The 15,657-nt window shown below is 66.9% G+C and carries 15 protein-coding genes; 9 read left to right on the forward strand and 6 right to left on the reverse strand.

All coding sequences use genetic code 11. The annotated features are described in order from the left end of the window. Nucleotides 1-144: 144 nt before the first annotated feature. Together TS85_RS04325 and TS85_RS04330 are read right to left on the reverse strand one after the other, a co-directional pair. Nucleotides 145-1,131 carry a dipeptide epimerase gene (locus TS85_RS04325; RefSeq protein ID WP_044330631.1) on the reverse strand — a complete coding sequence of 329 codons (987 nt, stop codon included), beginning with the start codon at nucleotides 1,129-1,131 and terminating at the stop codon, nucleotides 145-147. 77 nt (nucleotides 1,132-1,208) lie between these two features. Further along, complete coding sequence (locus TS85_RS04330; RefSeq protein WP_044330632.1) at nucleotides 1,209-2,069, reverse strand: alpha/beta fold hydrolase; 861 nt, start codon at nucleotides 2,067-2,069, stop codon at nucleotides 1,209-1,211. A gap of 209 nt (nucleotides 2,070-2,278) precedes the next feature. On the opposite strand from TS85_RS04330, the gene TS85_RS04335 reads away from it, so the two are divergent. Next, the gene (locus TS85_RS04335; protein WP_052507738.1) at nucleotides 2,279-3,730 is read left to right on the forward strand and encodes an amidase family protein; all 1,452 of its coding nucleotides are present in this window, start codon (nucleotides 2,279-2,281) and stop codon (nucleotides 3,728-3,730) included. Beyond that, nucleotides 3,727-4,401 carry a M24 family metallopeptidase gene (locus tag TS85_RS04340; RefSeq protein ID WP_227698660.1) on the forward strand — a complete coding sequence of 225 codons (675 nt, stop codon included), beginning with the start codon at nucleotides 3,727-3,729 and terminating at the stop codon, nucleotides 4,399-4,401. The genes TS85_RS04335 and TS85_RS04340 overlap by 4 nt, the downstream gene beginning before the upstream one ends. A 216-nt stretch (nucleotides 4,402-4,617) precedes the next feature. Here TS85_RS04340 and TS85_RS04345 read toward each other — a convergent pair whose 3' ends face one another. Together TS85_RS04345 and TS85_RS04350 are read right to left on the reverse strand one after the other, a co-directional pair. Beyond that, the gene (locus TS85_RS04345) at nucleotides 4,618-5,967 is read right to left on the reverse strand and encodes an alkaline phosphatase PhoX (protein WP_044330633.1); all 1,350 of its coding nucleotides are present in this window, start codon (nucleotides 5,965-5,967) and stop codon (nucleotides 4,618-4,620) included. A gap of 127 nt (nucleotides 5,968-6,094) precedes the next feature. Beyond that, nucleotides 6,095-7,249: a CobW family GTP-binding protein gene (locus TS85_RS04350; RefSeq protein WP_044330635.1), complete on the reverse strand. Its 1,155-nt coding sequence runs from the start codon at nucleotides 7,247-7,249 to the stop codon at nucleotides 6,095-6,097. Between the two features lie 267 nt (nucleotides 7,250-7,516). On the opposite strand from TS85_RS04350, the gene TS85_RS04355 reads away from it, so the two are divergent. Together TS85_RS04355 and TS85_RS04360 are read left to right on the forward strand one after the other, a co-directional pair. After that, a complete protein-coding gene (locus TS85_RS04355; RefSeq protein ID WP_173426215.1) occupies nucleotides 7,517-8,740 on the forward strand; it encodes a GTP-binding protein in 1,224 nt (407 codons plus the stop codon). Further along, complete coding sequence (locus TS85_RS04360; RefSeq protein WP_052507739.1) at nucleotides 8,737-9,339, forward strand: DUF1826 domain-containing protein; 603 nt, start codon at nucleotides 8,737-8,739, stop codon at nucleotides 9,337-9,339. The genes TS85_RS04355 and TS85_RS04360 overlap by 4 nt, the downstream gene beginning before the upstream one ends. Nucleotides 9,340-9,476: 137 nt before the next feature. Here the strand turns inward: TS85_RS04360 and TS85_RS04365 are convergent, their stop codons facing one another. Further along, complete coding sequence (locus TS85_RS04365) at nucleotides 9,477-10,373, reverse strand: LysR family transcriptional regulator (RefSeq protein ID WP_044330639.1); 897 nt, start codon at nucleotides 10,371-10,373, stop codon at nucleotides 9,477-9,479. Between the two features lie 175 nt (nucleotides 10,374-10,548). Between TS85_RS04365 and TS85_RS04370 the strand changes: the two genes are divergently transcribed. The 5 genes from TS85_RS04370 to TS85_RS04390 all read left to right on the forward strand — a co-directional run bounded on the left by TS85_RS04370 (nucleotide 10,549) and on the right by TS85_RS04390 (nucleotide 14,937). After that, complete coding sequence (locus TS85_RS04370) at nucleotides 10,549-10,869, forward strand: hypothetical protein (protein ID WP_044330641.1); 321 nt, start codon at nucleotides 10,549-10,551, stop codon at nucleotides 10,867-10,869. Further along, entirely contained in the window at nucleotides 10,866-11,705 is an 840-nt protein-coding gene (locus tag TS85_RS04375) for an oxidoreductase (RefSeq protein WP_455430885.1), read from the forward strand. Before TS85_RS04370 ends, TS85_RS04375 begins: the two co-directional genes overlap by 4 nt. Nucleotides 11,706-11,752: 47 nt before the next feature. Further along, a complete protein-coding gene (locus tag TS85_RS04380) occupies nucleotides 11,753-13,462 on the forward strand; it encodes a GMC family oxidoreductase (protein WP_227698661.1) in 1,710 nt (569 codons plus the stop codon). 95 nt (nucleotides 13,463-13,557) lie between these two features. Further along, nucleotides 13,558-14,337 carry an alpha/beta fold hydrolase gene (locus tag TS85_RS04385; RefSeq protein ID WP_044330645.1) on the forward strand — a complete coding sequence of 260 codons (780 nt, stop codon included), beginning with the start codon at nucleotides 13,558-13,560 and terminating at the stop codon, nucleotides 14,335-14,337. A gap of 75 nt (nucleotides 14,338-14,412) precedes the next feature. Then, entirely contained in the window at nucleotides 14,413-14,937 is a 525-nt protein-coding gene (locus TS85_RS04390; protein WP_044335832.1) for a RidA family protein, read from the forward strand. On the opposite strand, the gene TS85_RS04395 is transcribed toward TS85_RS04390, so the two are convergent. Continuing rightward, entirely contained in the window at nucleotides 14,930-15,511 is a 582-nt protein-coding gene (locus TS85_RS04395; protein ID WP_320407144.1) for a response regulator transcription factor, read from the reverse strand. The genes TS85_RS04390 and TS85_RS04395 overlap by 8 nt on opposite strands. Between the last annotated feature and the right edge of the window lie 146 nt (nucleotides 15,512-15,657).

The following is a 15,657-nucleotide window of genomic DNA, read 5'->3' on the forward strand; positions in this document are numbered from 1 at the left end:
GACTGCGCCCCTGGTCGACTGCGGGAAGGTTCCCCGGATCGCAGCGTGCCGGCAGCCTCAAGCGTCGCAGCCTATCCCCGGAACGCGCCGGGGCGTTAGCGCAAAAGGCACGCGGCTTAGCGAATCCGGTCGCCGGGCGTGCGCCTATGCGGCGCCGCGGCCCCAAATCGTGTCGGGGCAGAAGATATACCCGTCGGCATAACGCACCGCCGGCGACCGATCGCTCGCCAGGAAGGTCGGCCCGTCAAGGTCGACATAGTCGCACCGCTGGCCGAGCACGAAGCCGGGCGCCTGCGACCAGGACGTCCCCGTCATGTTGCCGACCATGACCTGGAACCCCAGCTTTCGAGCGTCGGCCTCCATGCGCAATGCGTGGGTCAGCCCGCCGCACTTATCGAGCTTGATGTTGACGATGTCGAACAGCCCGACCAGCGGCGCGAGGTCGTCGATGTCCTGGACGCTTTCGTCCGCGGCCAGCGGTATCCGGCGGTCGATGCCGCGCATGTCCTGCTCGCGCCCGATCGCCAGCGGCTGTTCGATCAGCGCGATCCCGACCTCGTGGAACACCGGCAGGATGTCGACGAAGCCCGCGCGGTCGAACCCGCGATTGGCGTCGACCGCCAGCCACGCATCGGGTCGCGCGGCGCGCACGGCACGCACGCGATCGGCATCGACGCCGTCCCCGGCGAGCTTGAGCTTGATCGCCGGGGCGTGCGTCATCGCGCGCGCCGACGCCGCCATCGCATCCGGCGCGTCGATGCCGATCGTGAATACCGTCTTCAGCGGGCGAACCGAGGAGAGCCCCGCGAGTTGCCAAACGCTTTTGCCGGATTGCGCGGCCTCCAACTCCCATAATGCGCAGTCGAGCGCGTTGCGCGCACCCCCCGCCGGCAGGAGCGTCTGCACCGCTTCGCGGTCGAGCCGGTCGGCGTGCGCGCGCACCTGTTCGAGCTGGGCGACGATCCGGTCGGCGGTGTCGTTGGTGTAATAGACGCCGCATGCCTCGCCCCGGCCGCGGTGGGTGCCCTCGGTGACTTCGACCGTGACGATCTGGGCATCGACAAAGCTCTTTCCGGCGATGTGGAACGGCGCGCGCATCGGCCAGCGCTCAAGGGCTATTTCGATCTGCATATACGCTTCCTGTCGGTAACCATGGTCGCAGCGAACGACGAAAGCGGCGGCACGGCTTCGCCGGTCAGGTCCGGGGCTTAGCCGTTCGGCAGCGCGCATTTGCGCGGGTCGGCACGCGCGCGTCCGGCCCGATCGTTCACCCCGAGTATCGCATCGGCGACCAGGTCGGGATCGTCGACCGGCACGACATGCCCGCTTCTTGCTGCATGGATCAGCGTGCCGCCCGTTGTCGCTGCCAGCGCGGCATGCCCGTCGCGCCAGCGTTGCAGCAGCGGGTCGGTGATCGCCATGTCGCGCGGACCGCGGGTGATGACCGCGACGGGGATGCCGCAGGGCGGGGGATTGCGCATCAGCGTCTTCATCGTCCTGACATAGCCCTCCGCCAGCCGCGGATCGGAAAACTGGTTGGTGCCCGCCCGGATCGCGTCGGAGATCGCGTTTCGGAACAGCGTCGCCCCCGCCACGCCGCCCAGCCCCGAAACGGTGACTGCCTCGACATAGACCATCCCGGCCACTTCGCGCGGGTAGAGATTGGCGTAGAGCTGGATCAGGAAGCCGCCATAGCTGTGCCCGACCAGCACCATCTCCCTGGCCAGGCCCAGTTGGCGCAGCGCATCGTGCAGCCGGGACACCTCCTGCCGGACGTCGTAGCGCGTGCGCAGCGGCGCGCTGCGCCCCATGCCGGCCCGGTCATAGGCGATGATCGTCGCGTTGGTCCTGCTCCGAAGGCGGCGCATCACCTCGGTCCATTCGGTCGAGGAGAGCGTGGCGCCGGCCTCCAGCAGGATGACCCGGTCGGGATTGGACCCGCGCGACAGTTCGAAATGCATAAGGTGGCCCTGGACCAGCACGTCCCTGTGCTCGCTGCCCGGCGGGTCCTTGGCTGCAGCCGCCGCCTGTCCCGCCATGCCGCAGCCCAGCAGGATCGCCCAGGCCATTCCCCTGATCCATGCGAAATAGTGCGTCCGAGCCCTGGTCATGCTGCCCCCTGTGTCGGCGACGATACGATCGTTCGCGCGCCGGATTTGGCGGCGACGGGCCGGCGCTTAGCATGCCGGGTCCCGCCGGTGCATCGCGCGGCTAAGTCCCGTGGCGGATTTGGCAAGAGCGCGCGCCCCCGCCTCGATACTCCGCCCGATCGGAATGGATGATCGACGGGGCCGATATGCTGGATGCTGGAACGGGTTTGAACGCGGCGGATGCGTTTGCGATCGGGCGGCTTGATGCCCATGATCAGGCGGCGCTGGTCAAAACGGGCGAACTGACCCCGGCGGACCTGGTCGACGCCGCGATCCTGCGGATCGAGCATCTCGATGCCGCGCTGAACGTCATGACCTTCAAGGATTACGATCGTGCCCGTGCCCGTGCGCGCGCAACCGATATGCGCGGGGCGATGGCCGGGGTGCCCTGGCTGCTGAAGGACGGGCTGGACTATCCCGGCATGCCCAATCGAAGCGGCTCGCGTTCGAAGCGGGACGCTGCGCCGGGGACGATCGAATTCCCCTTCACAAGGGCGTTTGACGATGCCGGGCTGATCCCGCTGGGCAAGACCAACGCCCCCGAATTCGGACTTTTGCCGACGACCGAGCCCTTGCTCTATGGCGCGGCCCGCAATCCCTGGTCGCTCGATCGCTCGCCGGGCGGTTCGTCCGGTGGCGCCGCCGCGGCAGTCGCGTCGGGGATGGTGCCCGTCGCGCATGCGGCGGACGGCGGCGGCTCGATCCGCATTCCGGCGAGCTGCTGCGGACTGGTCGGGCTGAAGCCGGGGCGGGGGGCGAATGTGCGGGCGCGCGACCCGCATGTCCTGGAGGACCTGCTCGCCTGCGACGTCCTGCTGTCGCGCAGCGTGCGCGACGTGTCCTGGGCCTATGCCACCGCCGCAGGAGGCATCGACATGCCGGTCGCGCCGGTCGCGCGCCGGCTGCGCGTGGCGGTGATCGCGGACACTCTCGACGGCGCGGCGCCGTCGCCGCAGGTTGCTGCGGTGCTCCGCCAGGCGGCCGATCTCTGCGCGTCGCTGGGGCATGATGTCGTCGCGGCGCCACTGCCCGCGGACGGGCCGGGCGTTGCCGCCTGTTTCCGGACGCTGTGGCGCTATCTGGCCCGCGATGCGGTGGCGCATGTCGTCAGCCGGATGGGCGAGGCGGCGGCCGAGGCGGCGCTCGAGCCCTGGACCCGCGACCTGGCACGGCATGGCGAAACGCTGGGCACCGCCGATCTCGAAGGCGCGCTGGGCCAGATCTGCGCGGCGTCCGACGCCTTTGCCCGCTTCTTCACGCAATACGACATCGTCCTCTCTCCCGTCCTGCGCCATCCCGCGCTGGCAATCGGCGATCTGGCGCCGGACCGCTCGTTCGAGCACATCATGGAGCGGATGTTCGACTATGTTTCCTATACGCCGCTCCAGAACCTGACGGGCCTGCCCGCCCTTTCGCTGCCGCTCTATCTCGGTGCCGATGGGGTTCCGATCGGGAGCATGTTCACGGCGGCGCGCGGTCAGGAGGCCCTTCTGCTCGAACTCGCATTCGAGCTGGAGGCGGCGCTGCCGTGGAAGCATCGCTGGCCGGCCCATTCCATCGGCACGGAGGTTCCCCGGTGAGCGTCGCGAATGACCGGAGGCAGGTCGAGGAGCGCAACGGGGCGCATTTCGACCCCGCGATGATGGTCGAGGCGGCGAAGCACACGCGCGCGGCGATCCATGCGATCGCCGCCGCCATCCATCCCGGCATGGTCGAGGAGGACGCGGTGGCCATGGCGCGCCGCATGCTCAAGGCGCGCGAGATGCTGCGCGGCTGGCACGGCATCCATGTGCGGTTTGGGCCGAACACGATGAAGAATTTCGGCGAACGATCGGATCCGGGCGTGTTGCTGCGCGAGGACGACATCTTTTTCATCGACATCGGGCCGGTCTGGCGCGGGTATGAAGGCGATGGCGGGGATACGTTCGTGGTGGGGAACGACCCCGACATGGCCCGCGCGGCCCGGGACGTGCGCGCGGTGTTCGACGCCACCAGCGCGGCATGGCGGGAGGAGGGGCTGACCGGCGCCGCGCTGTATCGCCGCGCGGCGCTGGAGGCGGAGGCGCGGGGCTGGCAGCTCAACCTGGACATGTCGGGCCATCGCCTGTCGGACTTTCCGCACGCCGTGAAATTCGACGGACCGCTGCGCGATATCGACTATACGCCATCGTCCGGCCTGTGGGTTCTGGAAATCCAGATTCGGCACCCCGAACGGCGATTCAGTGCGTTTTACGAGTCCCTGCTCGTGTGACCCGCCTTCAGCCTACGTCCCGCGCCTCTTCCGCCAGCCAGGTGCAGAATGCCGATAGCGCGGGATGCTTCTCCCACCCGTTGCGGCGGCGGATTATTGCGCGTTTCCCACCGCGAGCGCGCAGTCGCCCATGCTGGAGCGGCTGGCGATTGCAGGGATGGATTGAGCGTGATGGCCGGGTGGCCAAAGGTGAGGCGCGCAGCATCGACCTTTCCATCACAACACTTTTCGCCAAGGGCCGGTGATCGCCAGCGTCTTGGCAGGACTATAGGCGTTGACATAGAGGGTGCCGCCATCGGGCGAGAAGCAGGCGCCGGCAAGCTCGGTCTGCGCGGTGAGGGCGCCCAGCACATAGGTGGCACCCGCCGGCGTCACGCCGATCAGGCGGTTGGCGACGACCTCGGTATATTGGTCCTCGCAGACGACCAGATGGCCGGTCGGGGCGACGGTCAGATTATCGCCGAAGTCGAGCATCGCCTTGCCGTGCGATTCGACGAAGAGCTGGAGGCGGTCGGTTGCGCGCCCGCCGTCCGGCTTGCCCGGTCGCAGCCGCATGATCTGACCCAGCTTCGCCGCGCCGCCCGAGGTGCAGCAGAAGAACAGCTCGCCATCGCCCCAATGGATGCCTTCGCCCCGCGCGAAGCGCAGCGCGCCGGCGCGATGGCCGCGCAGGCGCAGATCGTCGTCGGGCGCGTCGGTGCCGTCGAGATCGACCCAGCGGACGGCCAGCCATTCGCCTTCGGCCACGTCGGCGCCCGTCCAGTTGCGGCTGTCGGTGCGCGCGGGATCGGGCAGCGCCAGGGCCTGGAGCCGTCCGCCCGCAGCGAGTTGCCCGCGCCGTTCGGGCAGATAGCGATAGAGCAGGCCATCGTCGCGATCTTCGGTCAGATAGACGATGCCGGTGCGCGGATCGACCGCCGCCGCTTCATGATTGAACCGCCCCATCGCGCGGAGGGGCTGCGGATCGACGAGGCCGCGCGCGGCGGCGGGGACTTCAAAGACCCAGCCATGATCCTGGCCGACGCCCTTGCCTGCGCGCGTGACATCCTCTTCGCAGGTCAGCCAGCTTCCCCATGGCGTGATGCCACCTGCGCAATTGCGGATCGTCCCGGCGAGGCTCAGATGCTGCGACAGGACGCGACCGCTCGCATCGTCGAGGACGATAGTCGTCGTGCCGCCGGGCAGTGCGCGACCGTCGGGCAACCGGTCGAAAGCGGCAATGTCAGCCTTGGCCCCGCGCAGCGCGCCGTCCGCGATCCGGCTTACCGGCAGTTCGTGGTTGCGCACCAGCGCGTGACGGCCGCCGGGCAGGGCGAGGCAGCCCATGCCGTCGGCGCGGTCGGGTACGACATGGCCGTCGCTCATCGCGTCGCCGAATTGAGAGACGACGCGGTAGGAAAAGCCGGCGGGCAGATCGAGCAGACCCGCCGGGTCGGGCACAATGGGGCCGTAGCCGGGGGCTGCGCCACCCGCTGCGATCAGCGCGCCAGTCCGCCGGGCGCAACCCGCCACCGCCAGCCCGCCCAGCGCCGCCGCCATGCCGATCCCGAAGCGGCGGCGGTTCATTGGCGTTCCGTTGGTCGTCGCAGATAAGTCGATCGTCATTTCAGTCCCCGGTTGCGAAGGAGGGCATCGGCGGTAGGCATGCATTGAGCGTCGCCCGGCTCGACCATATCGCGGGCTGCGACAATCGTCATGCGCCTGCCTGGTTCGGCGCCAGGGCTGGCGCACCTTCGTTGAGCAGTCCCTCCACGAAGCCCGCGAGGCCGTAGCGCTGGATGCCGCTCGTCAACAGCATCAGCGTTTCCCGCAGCTCTTCGGCGCTAATATCGCGAGTGATGAAGACCAGCCGGGTGCGCCGATCCTCGGAAGGCCAGGCGTCGAGCAGCACCGGCGGGTGGAATATATGTTGCACCCCGTGAATGACGACGGGCTTCGGTTGGCCGGCGAGATTGACGATCCCCTTCACGCGCAGGATGTCCGGGCCCTTGAACAGAGTGAGAATGTCGAGCCAGCGCTCGAACCCGTCGGCGTCGAGCGGTTCGTCGAAGGTCAGGCAGGTCGCGTGGATATGGTCATCGTGCCGGTTCACGTCATGATGGTGTGGATGGGTGTGACCATGGTCATGCCCGTGCCCGTGCCCATGCCCGCCTTGATAAGCCTCGGCCTGAAGCCAGCGCCGGACGTCGTTGGTCTTCGACGCGGGGTCATAAAGACCGGCATCGAAGAGCGAGGCCGGGTCGACCGCACCCTGCAGGACCGGAAGGGTCGGCGCGGCGGGATTGATCGCGCGCAGCCGCCGCTCGATCGCGGCCCGCTCCTCCGGGGCAGCGAGATCGGTCTTGGTAAGCAGGATGCGGTCCGCCATCGCCGCCTGCTTGATCGCTTCCTCCTGCGCATCGAGCGTCGCCATGCCCGTGGCGGCATCGACCGTCGCGATCACACCGTCGAGCCGGTAGAGCGTGGCCAGATGCGCGTCGGTCATCAGCGTGTGCAGGATCGGCGCGGGATCGGCGAGGCCGGTGGTTTCGATCACCACCCGGTCGAACCAGCATGTCCCGTCGCGCGCGAAACGCCAGGGCGCGTCGCGCAAGGTCCGCAGCAGGTCGCCGCGGATCGTGCAGCACAGACAGCCGCCCATCATTTCCACGACCAGATCGTCGGTCGATCGGGCAATGAGGTCATGGTCGAGGCTGATCGCGCCGAATTCGTTGATGACGACCAGCGCGCGCCGCATCTCGGGCGCATGGACCAGATGGTTGAGCAGGGTGGTCTTGCCGCTGCCAAGGAACCCGGTGAGCACCGATACCGGGATCAGCGATTGCGGCCCGGCGAACACTTTGCTCATGCTGCGGCTCCGGTTGCCCGGTCCTGATGGAACCATGCGCGCACGCGGCCCAGAGGTTCTTCGTCACAGGTCTGGAGAAAGCGCGGGGTCATAGCGCATGCTCTCCCGCAGACGACCCCGCATGGCGCAGGGCGCGCCAATTGACGGCATGGCCGACCCTGTCTTCTTGCAGTTACAGCCATCTGAACTCCGTTGGGCTCTGGACAGGGGCTATCCGAGCATCTATCGCGAGATGATATACCATAACGTTTGAGTCAAGGAGCCTTTATGCTGGCTGAAGATCGCCGCCTCCCTGTGACCGTGCTCTCGGGCTTTCTGGGCGCGGGTAAGACCACCACGCTCAATCACATCCTTGCCAACCGCGAGGGGCGGCGCGTTGCGGTCATCGTCAACGACATGTCGGAAGTGAATATCGATGCAGACCTCGTTCGCGGCGGCGATGCGGCGCTGGCGCGTAGCGAGGAGAGCCTGGTCGAGATGACCAATGGCTGCATCTGCTGCACGCTGCGCGACGATTTGCTGAAAGAGGTGCGCGCGCTGGCGGAGGCGGGCCGGTTCGACAGTCTGGTGATCGAAAGCACCGGCATTTCCGAGCCGCTGCCGGTCGCGACGACCTTTTCCTTCCGCGACGAAGCGGGCAATTGCCTCGGCGACGTCGCGCGACTGGATACGATGGTGACGGTCGTCGACGCGGTCAATCTGCTCGCCGACTATTCGAGCCAGGATTTCCTCGCCGATCGCGGCGAGAGCCTGGGCGAGGACGATAGGCGCAGCCTGGTCGGGCTGCTGGTCGAACAGATCGAATTCGCCGATGTCGTCCTCATCAACAAGGCGAGCGCGGTGTCGCCCGAGCACCTCGCGATCGTCAAGAAGCTGGTCGCCTCGCTCAACGCCGACGCGCGGATCATTCCCTGCGATCAGGGCAGGGCGCCGCTTGCGGCGATGCTCGATACCGGGCTTTTCGACGAGGAGAAGGCCGCGCAGCATCCGCTCTGGGCGAAGGAGCTCTATGGCTATGCCAGCCATCAGCCCGAGACGGAGGAATATGGCATTGAGAGCTTCGTCTATCGGGCGCGGGCACCGTTTGATCCCGCCAAGCTCTACGCCTTCCTGACCGATGGCGGGCTCGACCATGTCGTGCGCGCCAAGGGGCATTTCTGGCTGGCGACACGGCCGGACTGGGTGGGGGAACTGGCCGTCGCCGGGGCGCAGACGATGACGTCGCGGATGGGGCGCTGGTGGGGGTCTATCCCGAAGCGCGATTGGCCCAACGACGACCGGTTCGAACGCTTCGTGGCGCAGCATTGGGACTCGGTCTGGGGCGATCGCCGGCAGGAACTGGTGTTCATCGGCATCGGCATGGACGAGGCGCATATCCGCCATCGTCTCGACGCCTGTCTGTTGCCGGTAAAGGCGCTGACGCCCGAGAGGTGGATGGGCCTGCGCGATCCCTTCCCGCGCTGGGAGCCGGAACTGGAGGCGGCGGAATGACCGTGGCTGCGATCGTGCGCGACGACAGTGTTGTTACGAGCGAAAGCCCCGAAATACTGCGCCGAATCGTCGAGCCCGACGTGCATCTTGCCGTGTGGGCGCGCCCGCTGCCGCACGCATTGACGGACTTGCAGGCGATCGATTGGGACACCATCGACGATATCGATGCGATCGTTGCGGTCGATGCGCTGACGGTCGACGTTCCGGCGCTTGTCGCAGCGGCCGGATATGCCGAGGCAGCGGGCGCGGCTCTCACCGAGGAACTGGTAGCGCTCTGCACGGACTTCGGCGCGATCATGGGCTGCACGCTATTGAAACTGCGGCTCGAAGTCGTGGAGACCGACGCCTGCCGCCGCTTTCACACCGACAATGTGACCGCCCGGCTCCTGATGCCGCTGGTCGGTCCGGGTACCCAGTGGATCCATGCCGGTGCCGACGAAGATATCCGGGCGCTACGGGCCGGGGAGGTGGGGGTGTTCAAGGGGCGGCTATGGGCGGAGAAACCGATGATCCTGCACCGCTCCCCACCCATCGCGGCAACCGGGGAGACTCGCTTGCTGTTCGCGCTCAATCCGTGGGTCAGGGGCGAAAACGGGTGATGTCGACCGTGCGATGCGCAGCGATACCGGGCGGGCGTGCGATAGCGCGTCTGGCGCCCGCCAACTCAGCGCGCCAGGGAGAACATGGACATAGGCCGCGCGCGAATTGTTTCGCCGGTGGAGCGGAGCGGCGCCGCTCACGCACCGCTCAGCTCGCGGGCGAGGTCCAGAAAGGCCCTGAACGCGGCGGAAGGGTTTCGGCGCCCGGGATAATAGAGGCACAGGCTGCCGAAGGGCGGCGTCCAGTCCTCCAGCACACGGATCAGGCGACCGGCCTCGATGTCTTCGCGCACATCCTGATCCATGAAGAAGCCGAGGCCCAGGCCCTCGATCACGGCCATGCGGGCAATGCTCGCCTCATCGAGGGTGACGGGGCCGCGAACATCGACCTGCGCCGTCTCCTCGCCCCTGCGAAACTGCCATCGGTAGAGCGCGCCATCGGGCAGGCGCACGCGGATACAGGGGTGCTGCAACAGGTCGGCGGGGTTGTTCGGACGATCCCGCGCCTCGAAATAAGCGGGGGCGCCGACGACCGCGAATCGCTGCGGGTGGCGTAGCGAAAGCGCGACCATGTCGCTGGGCACGAGATCGAACTCCCGCACCCCCAGGTCGAAGCCGTCGGCGACGATGTCGACCAGCCGCGCCTCGGTGACGATATCGACATGCACCTGCGGATAGCGGCGGACGAATTCGACGACCAGCGGCGCCATGATCGCGCGCGCGGCGGTGGGGAATGCGTTGATCCGGATCGTGCCCGAGGGCACCGACTGTTGCGACCGGGCGTTCTCCATCGCGTCGTCGATATCCTGCAGGGCAGGGCTTACCTGCGCCACGAATTGCCGTCCGGCCTCGGTGAGCGATACGCTCCGCGTGGTGCGGTTGAACAGACGGACGCCGAGATTGGCTTCGAGCCTGCCGACGGCGTTGCTCAGCGCGGTCGTCGACATCCCCAGATCGAGCGCGGCGGCGCGGAACGAGCCGCGCTTTGCGATGGCGACGACCGCCGCGAGTTCCTTCAACCCCTCACGATACATGACGCTGTTTGTCAGGGCTTTGGCGTGCAGATCAACCCCTCGACGGCTTCGTCCAGTTTGCGGCGCGGATTATCCCGCCCTGCGTGACGTCTCGTCCACTTCTGTCCCGCTTATCGCAACGCCGGGCGGCGGCTATTTCCCACGGGCACGAACCCCCAGCGGAAAGGAAGCGCACATGATCTTGCCTGCACCCCTCCAGAGCTATTTCAATGCCAATGCGACGCTGGACCTCGAGGCGATGGTCGCGCCGTTCGCGGCGGCGGCAATCGCACGCGACGAAAGCCAGACGCATGCAGGCAAAGACGCGATCCGCGCCTGGATCCAGCAGTCGACGATTGCCGTCTCGGCGATCGCAACGCCGCAGGCGATCCTGTCGCACGGGGCGACCCACAAGGTGACGGCCGAGGTTTCGGGCGCGTTCCCCGGCAGCCCGGTCACGCTCACATTCCGCTTCGTCCTCGACGGCGACAGCATCACCGATCTGGAGATCAAATGATGGCTAGGATCGACCCCGAGGAGTTTCGCGGCAAGCGCGTGGTCCTCACCGCCGGAACCAAGGGCGCGGGCGCCGCGACCTTTCAACGCTTTGCCGCCGGTGGTGCGCGCGTCATCACCACCGCGCGCTCGGGGCCGCCCGACTTCATGGCAGCCGAAGCGTTTGTGGCAGCCGATCTGAGCACGGCGGAGGGCGCGTCGAGCTTTGCCGCCGCCGCGATCGATCGGCTCGGCGGCGTCGATATCCTGGTGCATGTCGTCGGCGGCTCGTCTTCGCCCGGGGGTGGCTTTGCGGCGCTCGAGGATCGGCATTGGCAGCAGGAACTCGACATCAACCTGATGAGCGCAGTGCGGCTCGATCGTCTCCTGATCCCGCACATGCTGGCCGGCGGATCGGGCGTGGTGGTGCATACCGGATCGATCCAGCGCAAGCTGCCGCTGCCCGACTCCACCACGGCCTATGCCGCGGCAAAGGCGGCATTGGTAACCTATAGCAAGGCGCTGTCGAAAGAGGTCGGGCCAAAGGGTGTGCGGGTCAACGTCGTTTCCCCCGGCTGGATCTACACCAGTGCGTCGGACGCGCTGGTAAAGCGGATCGCGGCGGCAGCGAGGATAGGGCGCGGCAGAGCATCGTCGATGCGCTGGGCGGCATCCCGCTGGGTCGCGCGGCGCAGCCTGAGGAAGTGGCCGAGCTTATCGTCTTTCTGGCATCGGACCGCGCCGCGGCGATCCATGGCGCCGAATTCACCATCGACGGGGGCACGGTGCCAACGGTGTAGGGTGCTGGCCAGACAAGCGGGCGCGCGCGTCAGGGGCCGAACCTATACCTGGGGATAGCGTGACGGGGATTTCGGGCTGTATCTACGCCCGTCCTCCTCCACCTATTGGGCTGTAACCCACACTCCCGCCACGATTGTTCGCCGGAGCGGCCCTCGTCAGATTCCACACGTCCCGAGGCCGCCGGTCTCCCAAGGAGTGTAGAGATGTCGAGCGTAACGGATCAGGCGGAGTTTCAGGAAAGGGCCAATGCCAACCAGGCGCGTCTGGCGGCTGCGTTGAAGCCCACTTATGACGTCATCGTCTGCGGCGCCGGCGCATCCGGCTCGGTCGTCGCCGCACGTCTGGCGGAAAATCCCGACGTCCAGGTCCTGCTGATTGAGGCCGGCGGCAGCGACGACGTCGAGGCCGTGCTCGATCCTGGGCAATGGCCGGTCAACCTCGCCAGCGAGCGGGTCTGGCCGTTTCAGGCGATCACCAACCCCCATCTGAACGGGCGCGCAATCCCCATGCCGATGGGCAAGGTGCTGGGCGGCGGATCGAGCGTCAACGTGATGCTATGGGCGCGCGGCCATCGCAGCGACTGGGATTTCTTCGCCGCCGAGGCCGGCGATGATGAATGGGGGTATGAGAATGTCCTCGGCATCTATCGCCGGATCGAAAACTGGCAGGGTGCGCCGAATACCCAGTATCGCGGCGATTCCGGCCCGGTCTGGGTCGAGCCGGCCTCTGATCCCAGCCCGGTCGCGCAGGCGATGCTGGGCGCCGCCGCGGAGCTTGGCATCCCGACCTTCGACAGCCCCAATGGACGCATGATGGAAGGGCCCGGCGGGGCCGCGATCACCGACCTGCTCATTCGCGACGGCCGCCGCCATTCGCTGTTCCGTGCCTATGTGCAACCGATCCTGGGCAAACCCAATCTGACGGTGCTGACCGACACAATGGTGCGACGGGTGATCCTGGACGGCAAACGCGCGACGGGGGTGGAGTTCGAACGGGGTGGCGAACGCCTGACGATCGGTGCGCGAATGGAAGTGGTGCTTTCGCTGGGCGCGATTCAGACTCCGAAGCTATTGATGCACTCTGGAATTGGCGACCAGGCCGAACTCAACCGCGTCGGGATTCCTGTCGTGCAGCACCTGCCGGGGGTGGGGCAGAATTTTCAGGACCATGTGTCGTTCGGCTGCACCTGGGAATATAACGAACCGATCGCGCCCCGGAACGGAGGAAGCGAAGCATCGCTATATTGGAAGAGCCGGCCCGATCTGGATGCTCCGGACATCCTGTTCTGCCAGGTCGAGTTTCCGGTTCCGAGCGAGCGTACCGCCGCGCTGGGCGTGCCGGAGCATGGCTGGACGATGTTCGCCGGTCTGGCGCAGCCGAAGAGCCGAGGCCGACTGCTGCTGCGTGATTCCGACGCTCTGGCGCCCCTGGAGATCGACGCGAACATGCTGTCCGACCCCGAGGACGTGCGCGCCGCCGCGCGCTGTGTCGAGTTGTGCCGCGAGCTGGGCAATGCGCAGGCGTTTCGACCTTTCGTGAAACGCGAAGCGATGCCCGGCGACCTCAAGGGGGAAGCGATGGCCGACTATATCCGAGATGCGGCGGTGACTTATTGGCATCAGACCTGCACGGCGAAGATGGGGCGCGATGCCATGTCCGTCGTCGATGGTTCGCTCAGAGTTTATGGTGTCGAGGGTCTGCGCATCGTAGACGGCTCGATCATGCCGCGTGTCACGACGGGTAACACGCAGGCACCGTGCGCGGTCATCGGCGAACGTGCTGCGGAAATGATCCGCGCGACCCACCGATTTTGAGGTCCGACCCATCGATCGTCCTTCCGCTTCGGGTTCAATGGATGGGAACTCCGGCATCGGCGGACAGACTCCGTACTTCAGAGAAGGAAACCGTCATGAAGTTTCGAAACGCCGTTCTCGCCGCTGTAGCGACGGTTGCAGTCAGCCTTCCGAATGTCGCGCAGGCGCAGACCGTCACGAATATCGTGCTCGTCCACGGCGCCTTCGCGGACGGATCGGGGTGGAAAGGGGTGTATGACGAGCTCACGTCTCGCGGCTACCGCGTCAGCATCGTGCAGAACCCGCTGACCTCGTTCGAGGACGACGTGGCGGCAACCAACCGGGTGCTCGCGCGACAGGACGGCCCGACAATTCTCGTCGGGCACAGCTATGGCGGCAGTGTCATTACCCAGGCCGGCGGCAACGAGAAGGTGGTCGGCCTTGTCTATGTGGCCGCCTTTGCGCCCGACGTCGGCAAATCCACGCTCGACCAATATGCCGAGGTCGCGCCCCCGCCCAATTTCCTGCCCGAGGAAACCGCCGACGGTTTCGCGACGCTCAGCAAGGAGAAATTCAAGGCAGGCTTCGCGGGCGACACCAGCGACGCGGTCGCGGCTTTCCTGCGCGATAGCCAGGTGCCGGTGGCGATGGCGGCGCTTGGCGCCAGGGTCACGGTTGCAGCGTGGAAGACCAAGCCCAGCTGGGCGGTGGTGGCGACCGAGGATGGAGCGATCGACCCAAAATTGTTGCGCAGCACGGCGCGTCGCATCGGCGCCATCGCCACCGAAGTGCGGGGAAGCCATGTCGTGTTCCTCACCCAGCCCAAGGCAGTGGCGGACGTCATCGAACAGGCGGCAAAGGGCGCACGGAGCGCGAAGGCGCCCGCACGCAACTGAATAGCACCGGAAGGCCCTGTCCGGCGATCGGTCGGGCAGGGCAATCGCTGGCGCGGCGCGATTTTGGAGTTCGTGATGTTCGGCAGACCCATTCTTTCGGCGATCCCCGTACTTATCGCCGGTGCTTTCAGTGCGCAGGCACAGGAAATCCAACGTCACGAGCGGCACGCCACGCTCCCGATCGTGGCAGCGGTCACAGTGCCGGCAACGGCTGAAACCCTGTATCTCAGCGGCGAAGTGGCGTCGCTGCCCAGCGGAGCCGCGCACGCCGACACGCCGCAAGCATATGGCGATACCGAGGCCCAGACCATGATCGTGCTCCGCAAGATCGAGCAGACGCTTGCCCGCCACGGCTATGGTCTCGGCGATGTGGTGAAGCTGCCCGTGTTCCTCGTCGGCGTGCCTGAACGGCAGGGCCGGCTTGATATGGCGGGGTTCACGCGCGGCTATCTCCGCTTCTTCGGGACGGCAGAACAGCCCAATCTGGTAGCTCGAACGACGGTGCAGGTCGCTGCATTGGGCAATCCGGGTTACCTGGTCGAGATCGAGGCGGTCGCGGCCAAGAGCCGCCGCAACGGGGAGCGCTCGCCCCCTAATTAGGCGAGGCCGCGCCGCTCAGGATACCGCGGCGCATCGCGGTAGTCACCGCGAGGGTGCGATCCGATACGCCCAGCTTGGCAAAGATGTTCTTGAGGTGCGTCTTGATCGTGTCCTCCGCCACGCCGAGTTCCCACGCGACTTCCTTGTTGGCGAGACCCTCGGCTACGAGCGCCAGCACCGCCTGCTCGCGCGCGCTCAGCGACTCGTCACCGGCATGGAGCGCGATTTGCTGGGCGATCGCCGCCGGGACGTGCCGGCGCCCGGCATGGATGACCCGGATCGTGTCGAGCAATTCCCGACGCAGCGTGGTCTTGAGCAGGAAGCCCGCCGCGCCCGCGCGCAGCGCCTCCGCCGCCTGGGCATCGCCGTCATAGGTGGTAAGCACCAGGATACGCGCGCGTGGATAGTCCTCGCGGATCGCGCGGATTGCGGCCACCCCGCCCATTCCGGGCATCTGCAGATCCATCAGCGTCACATCCGGACGCAGCGCGGCATAGCGGCGGACGGCATCGGCACCATCACTCGCTTCGCCGACGAGGAGCATGTCTGGCTGGCTCTCCAGCAACACTGCCACGCCATCTCGCAATATCGGATGATCATCGGCGATCATAATCCGGATCGGCTTCGTCGCCACCATTCTCCCAGTCCCATTCGATGCGATCGGCGCGGACGCGCCCGCGCCATAATGCGTGGCGCCGCAACCATCGTACACCCCCGAAC

This window comes from Sphingomonas hengshuiensis (assembly GCF_000935025.1).
Classification (GTDB): domain Bacteria; phylum Pseudomonadota; class Alphaproteobacteria; order Sphingomonadales; family Sphingomonadaceae; genus Sphingomonas; species Sphingomonas hengshuiensis.

Bases quoted from the DNA above. Each gene is read 5' to 3' on its own strand.
- TS85_RS04325 (WP_044330631.1), bottom strand. From the start codon at position 1,131: ATGCAGATCGAAATAGCCCTTGAGCGCTGGCCGATGCGCGCGCCGTTC.
- TS85_RS04330 (WP_044330632.1), bottom strand. From the start codon at position 2,069: ATGGCCTGGGCGATCCTGCTGGGCTGCGGCATGGCGGGACAGGCGGCG.
- TS85_RS04335 (WP_052507738.1), top strand. From the start codon at position 2,279: ATGATCGACGGGGCCGATATGCTGGATGCTGGAACGGGTTTGAACGCG.
- TS85_RS04345 (WP_044330633.1), bottom strand. From the start codon at position 5,967: ATGAACCGCCGCCGCTTCGGGATCGGCATGGCGGCGGCGCTGGGCGGG.
- TS85_RS04350 (WP_044330635.1), bottom strand. From the start codon at position 7,249: ATGAGCAAAGTGTTCGCCGGGCCGCAATCGCTGATCCCGGTATCGGTG.
- TS85_RS04355 (WP_173426215.1), top strand. From the start codon at position 7,517: ATGCTGGCTGAAGATCGCCGCCTCCCTGTGACCGTGCTCTCGGGCTTT.
- TS85_RS04360 (WP_052507739.1), top strand. From the start codon at position 8,737: ATGACCGTGGCTGCGATCGTGCGCGACGACAGTGTTGTTACGAGCGAA.
- TS85_RS04365 (WP_044330639.1), bottom strand. From the start codon at position 10,373: ATGTATCGTGAGGGGTTGAAGGAACTCGCGGCGGTCGTCGCCATCGCA.
- TS85_RS04370 (WP_044330641.1), top strand. From the start codon at position 10,549: ATGATCTTGCCTGCACCCCTCCAGAGCTATTTCAATGCCAATGCGACG.
- TS85_RS04375 (WP_455430885.1), top strand. From the start codon at position 10,866: ATGATGGCTAGGATCGACCCCGAGGAGTTTCGCGGCAAGCGCGTGGTC.
- TS85_RS04385 (WP_044330645.1), top strand. From the start codon at position 13,558: ATGAAGTTTCGAAACGCCGTTCTCGCCGCTGTAGCGACGGTTGCAGTC.
- TS85_RS04390 (WP_044335832.1), top strand. From the start codon at position 14,413: ATGTTCGGCAGACCCATTCTTTCGGCGATCCCCGTACTTATCGCCGGT.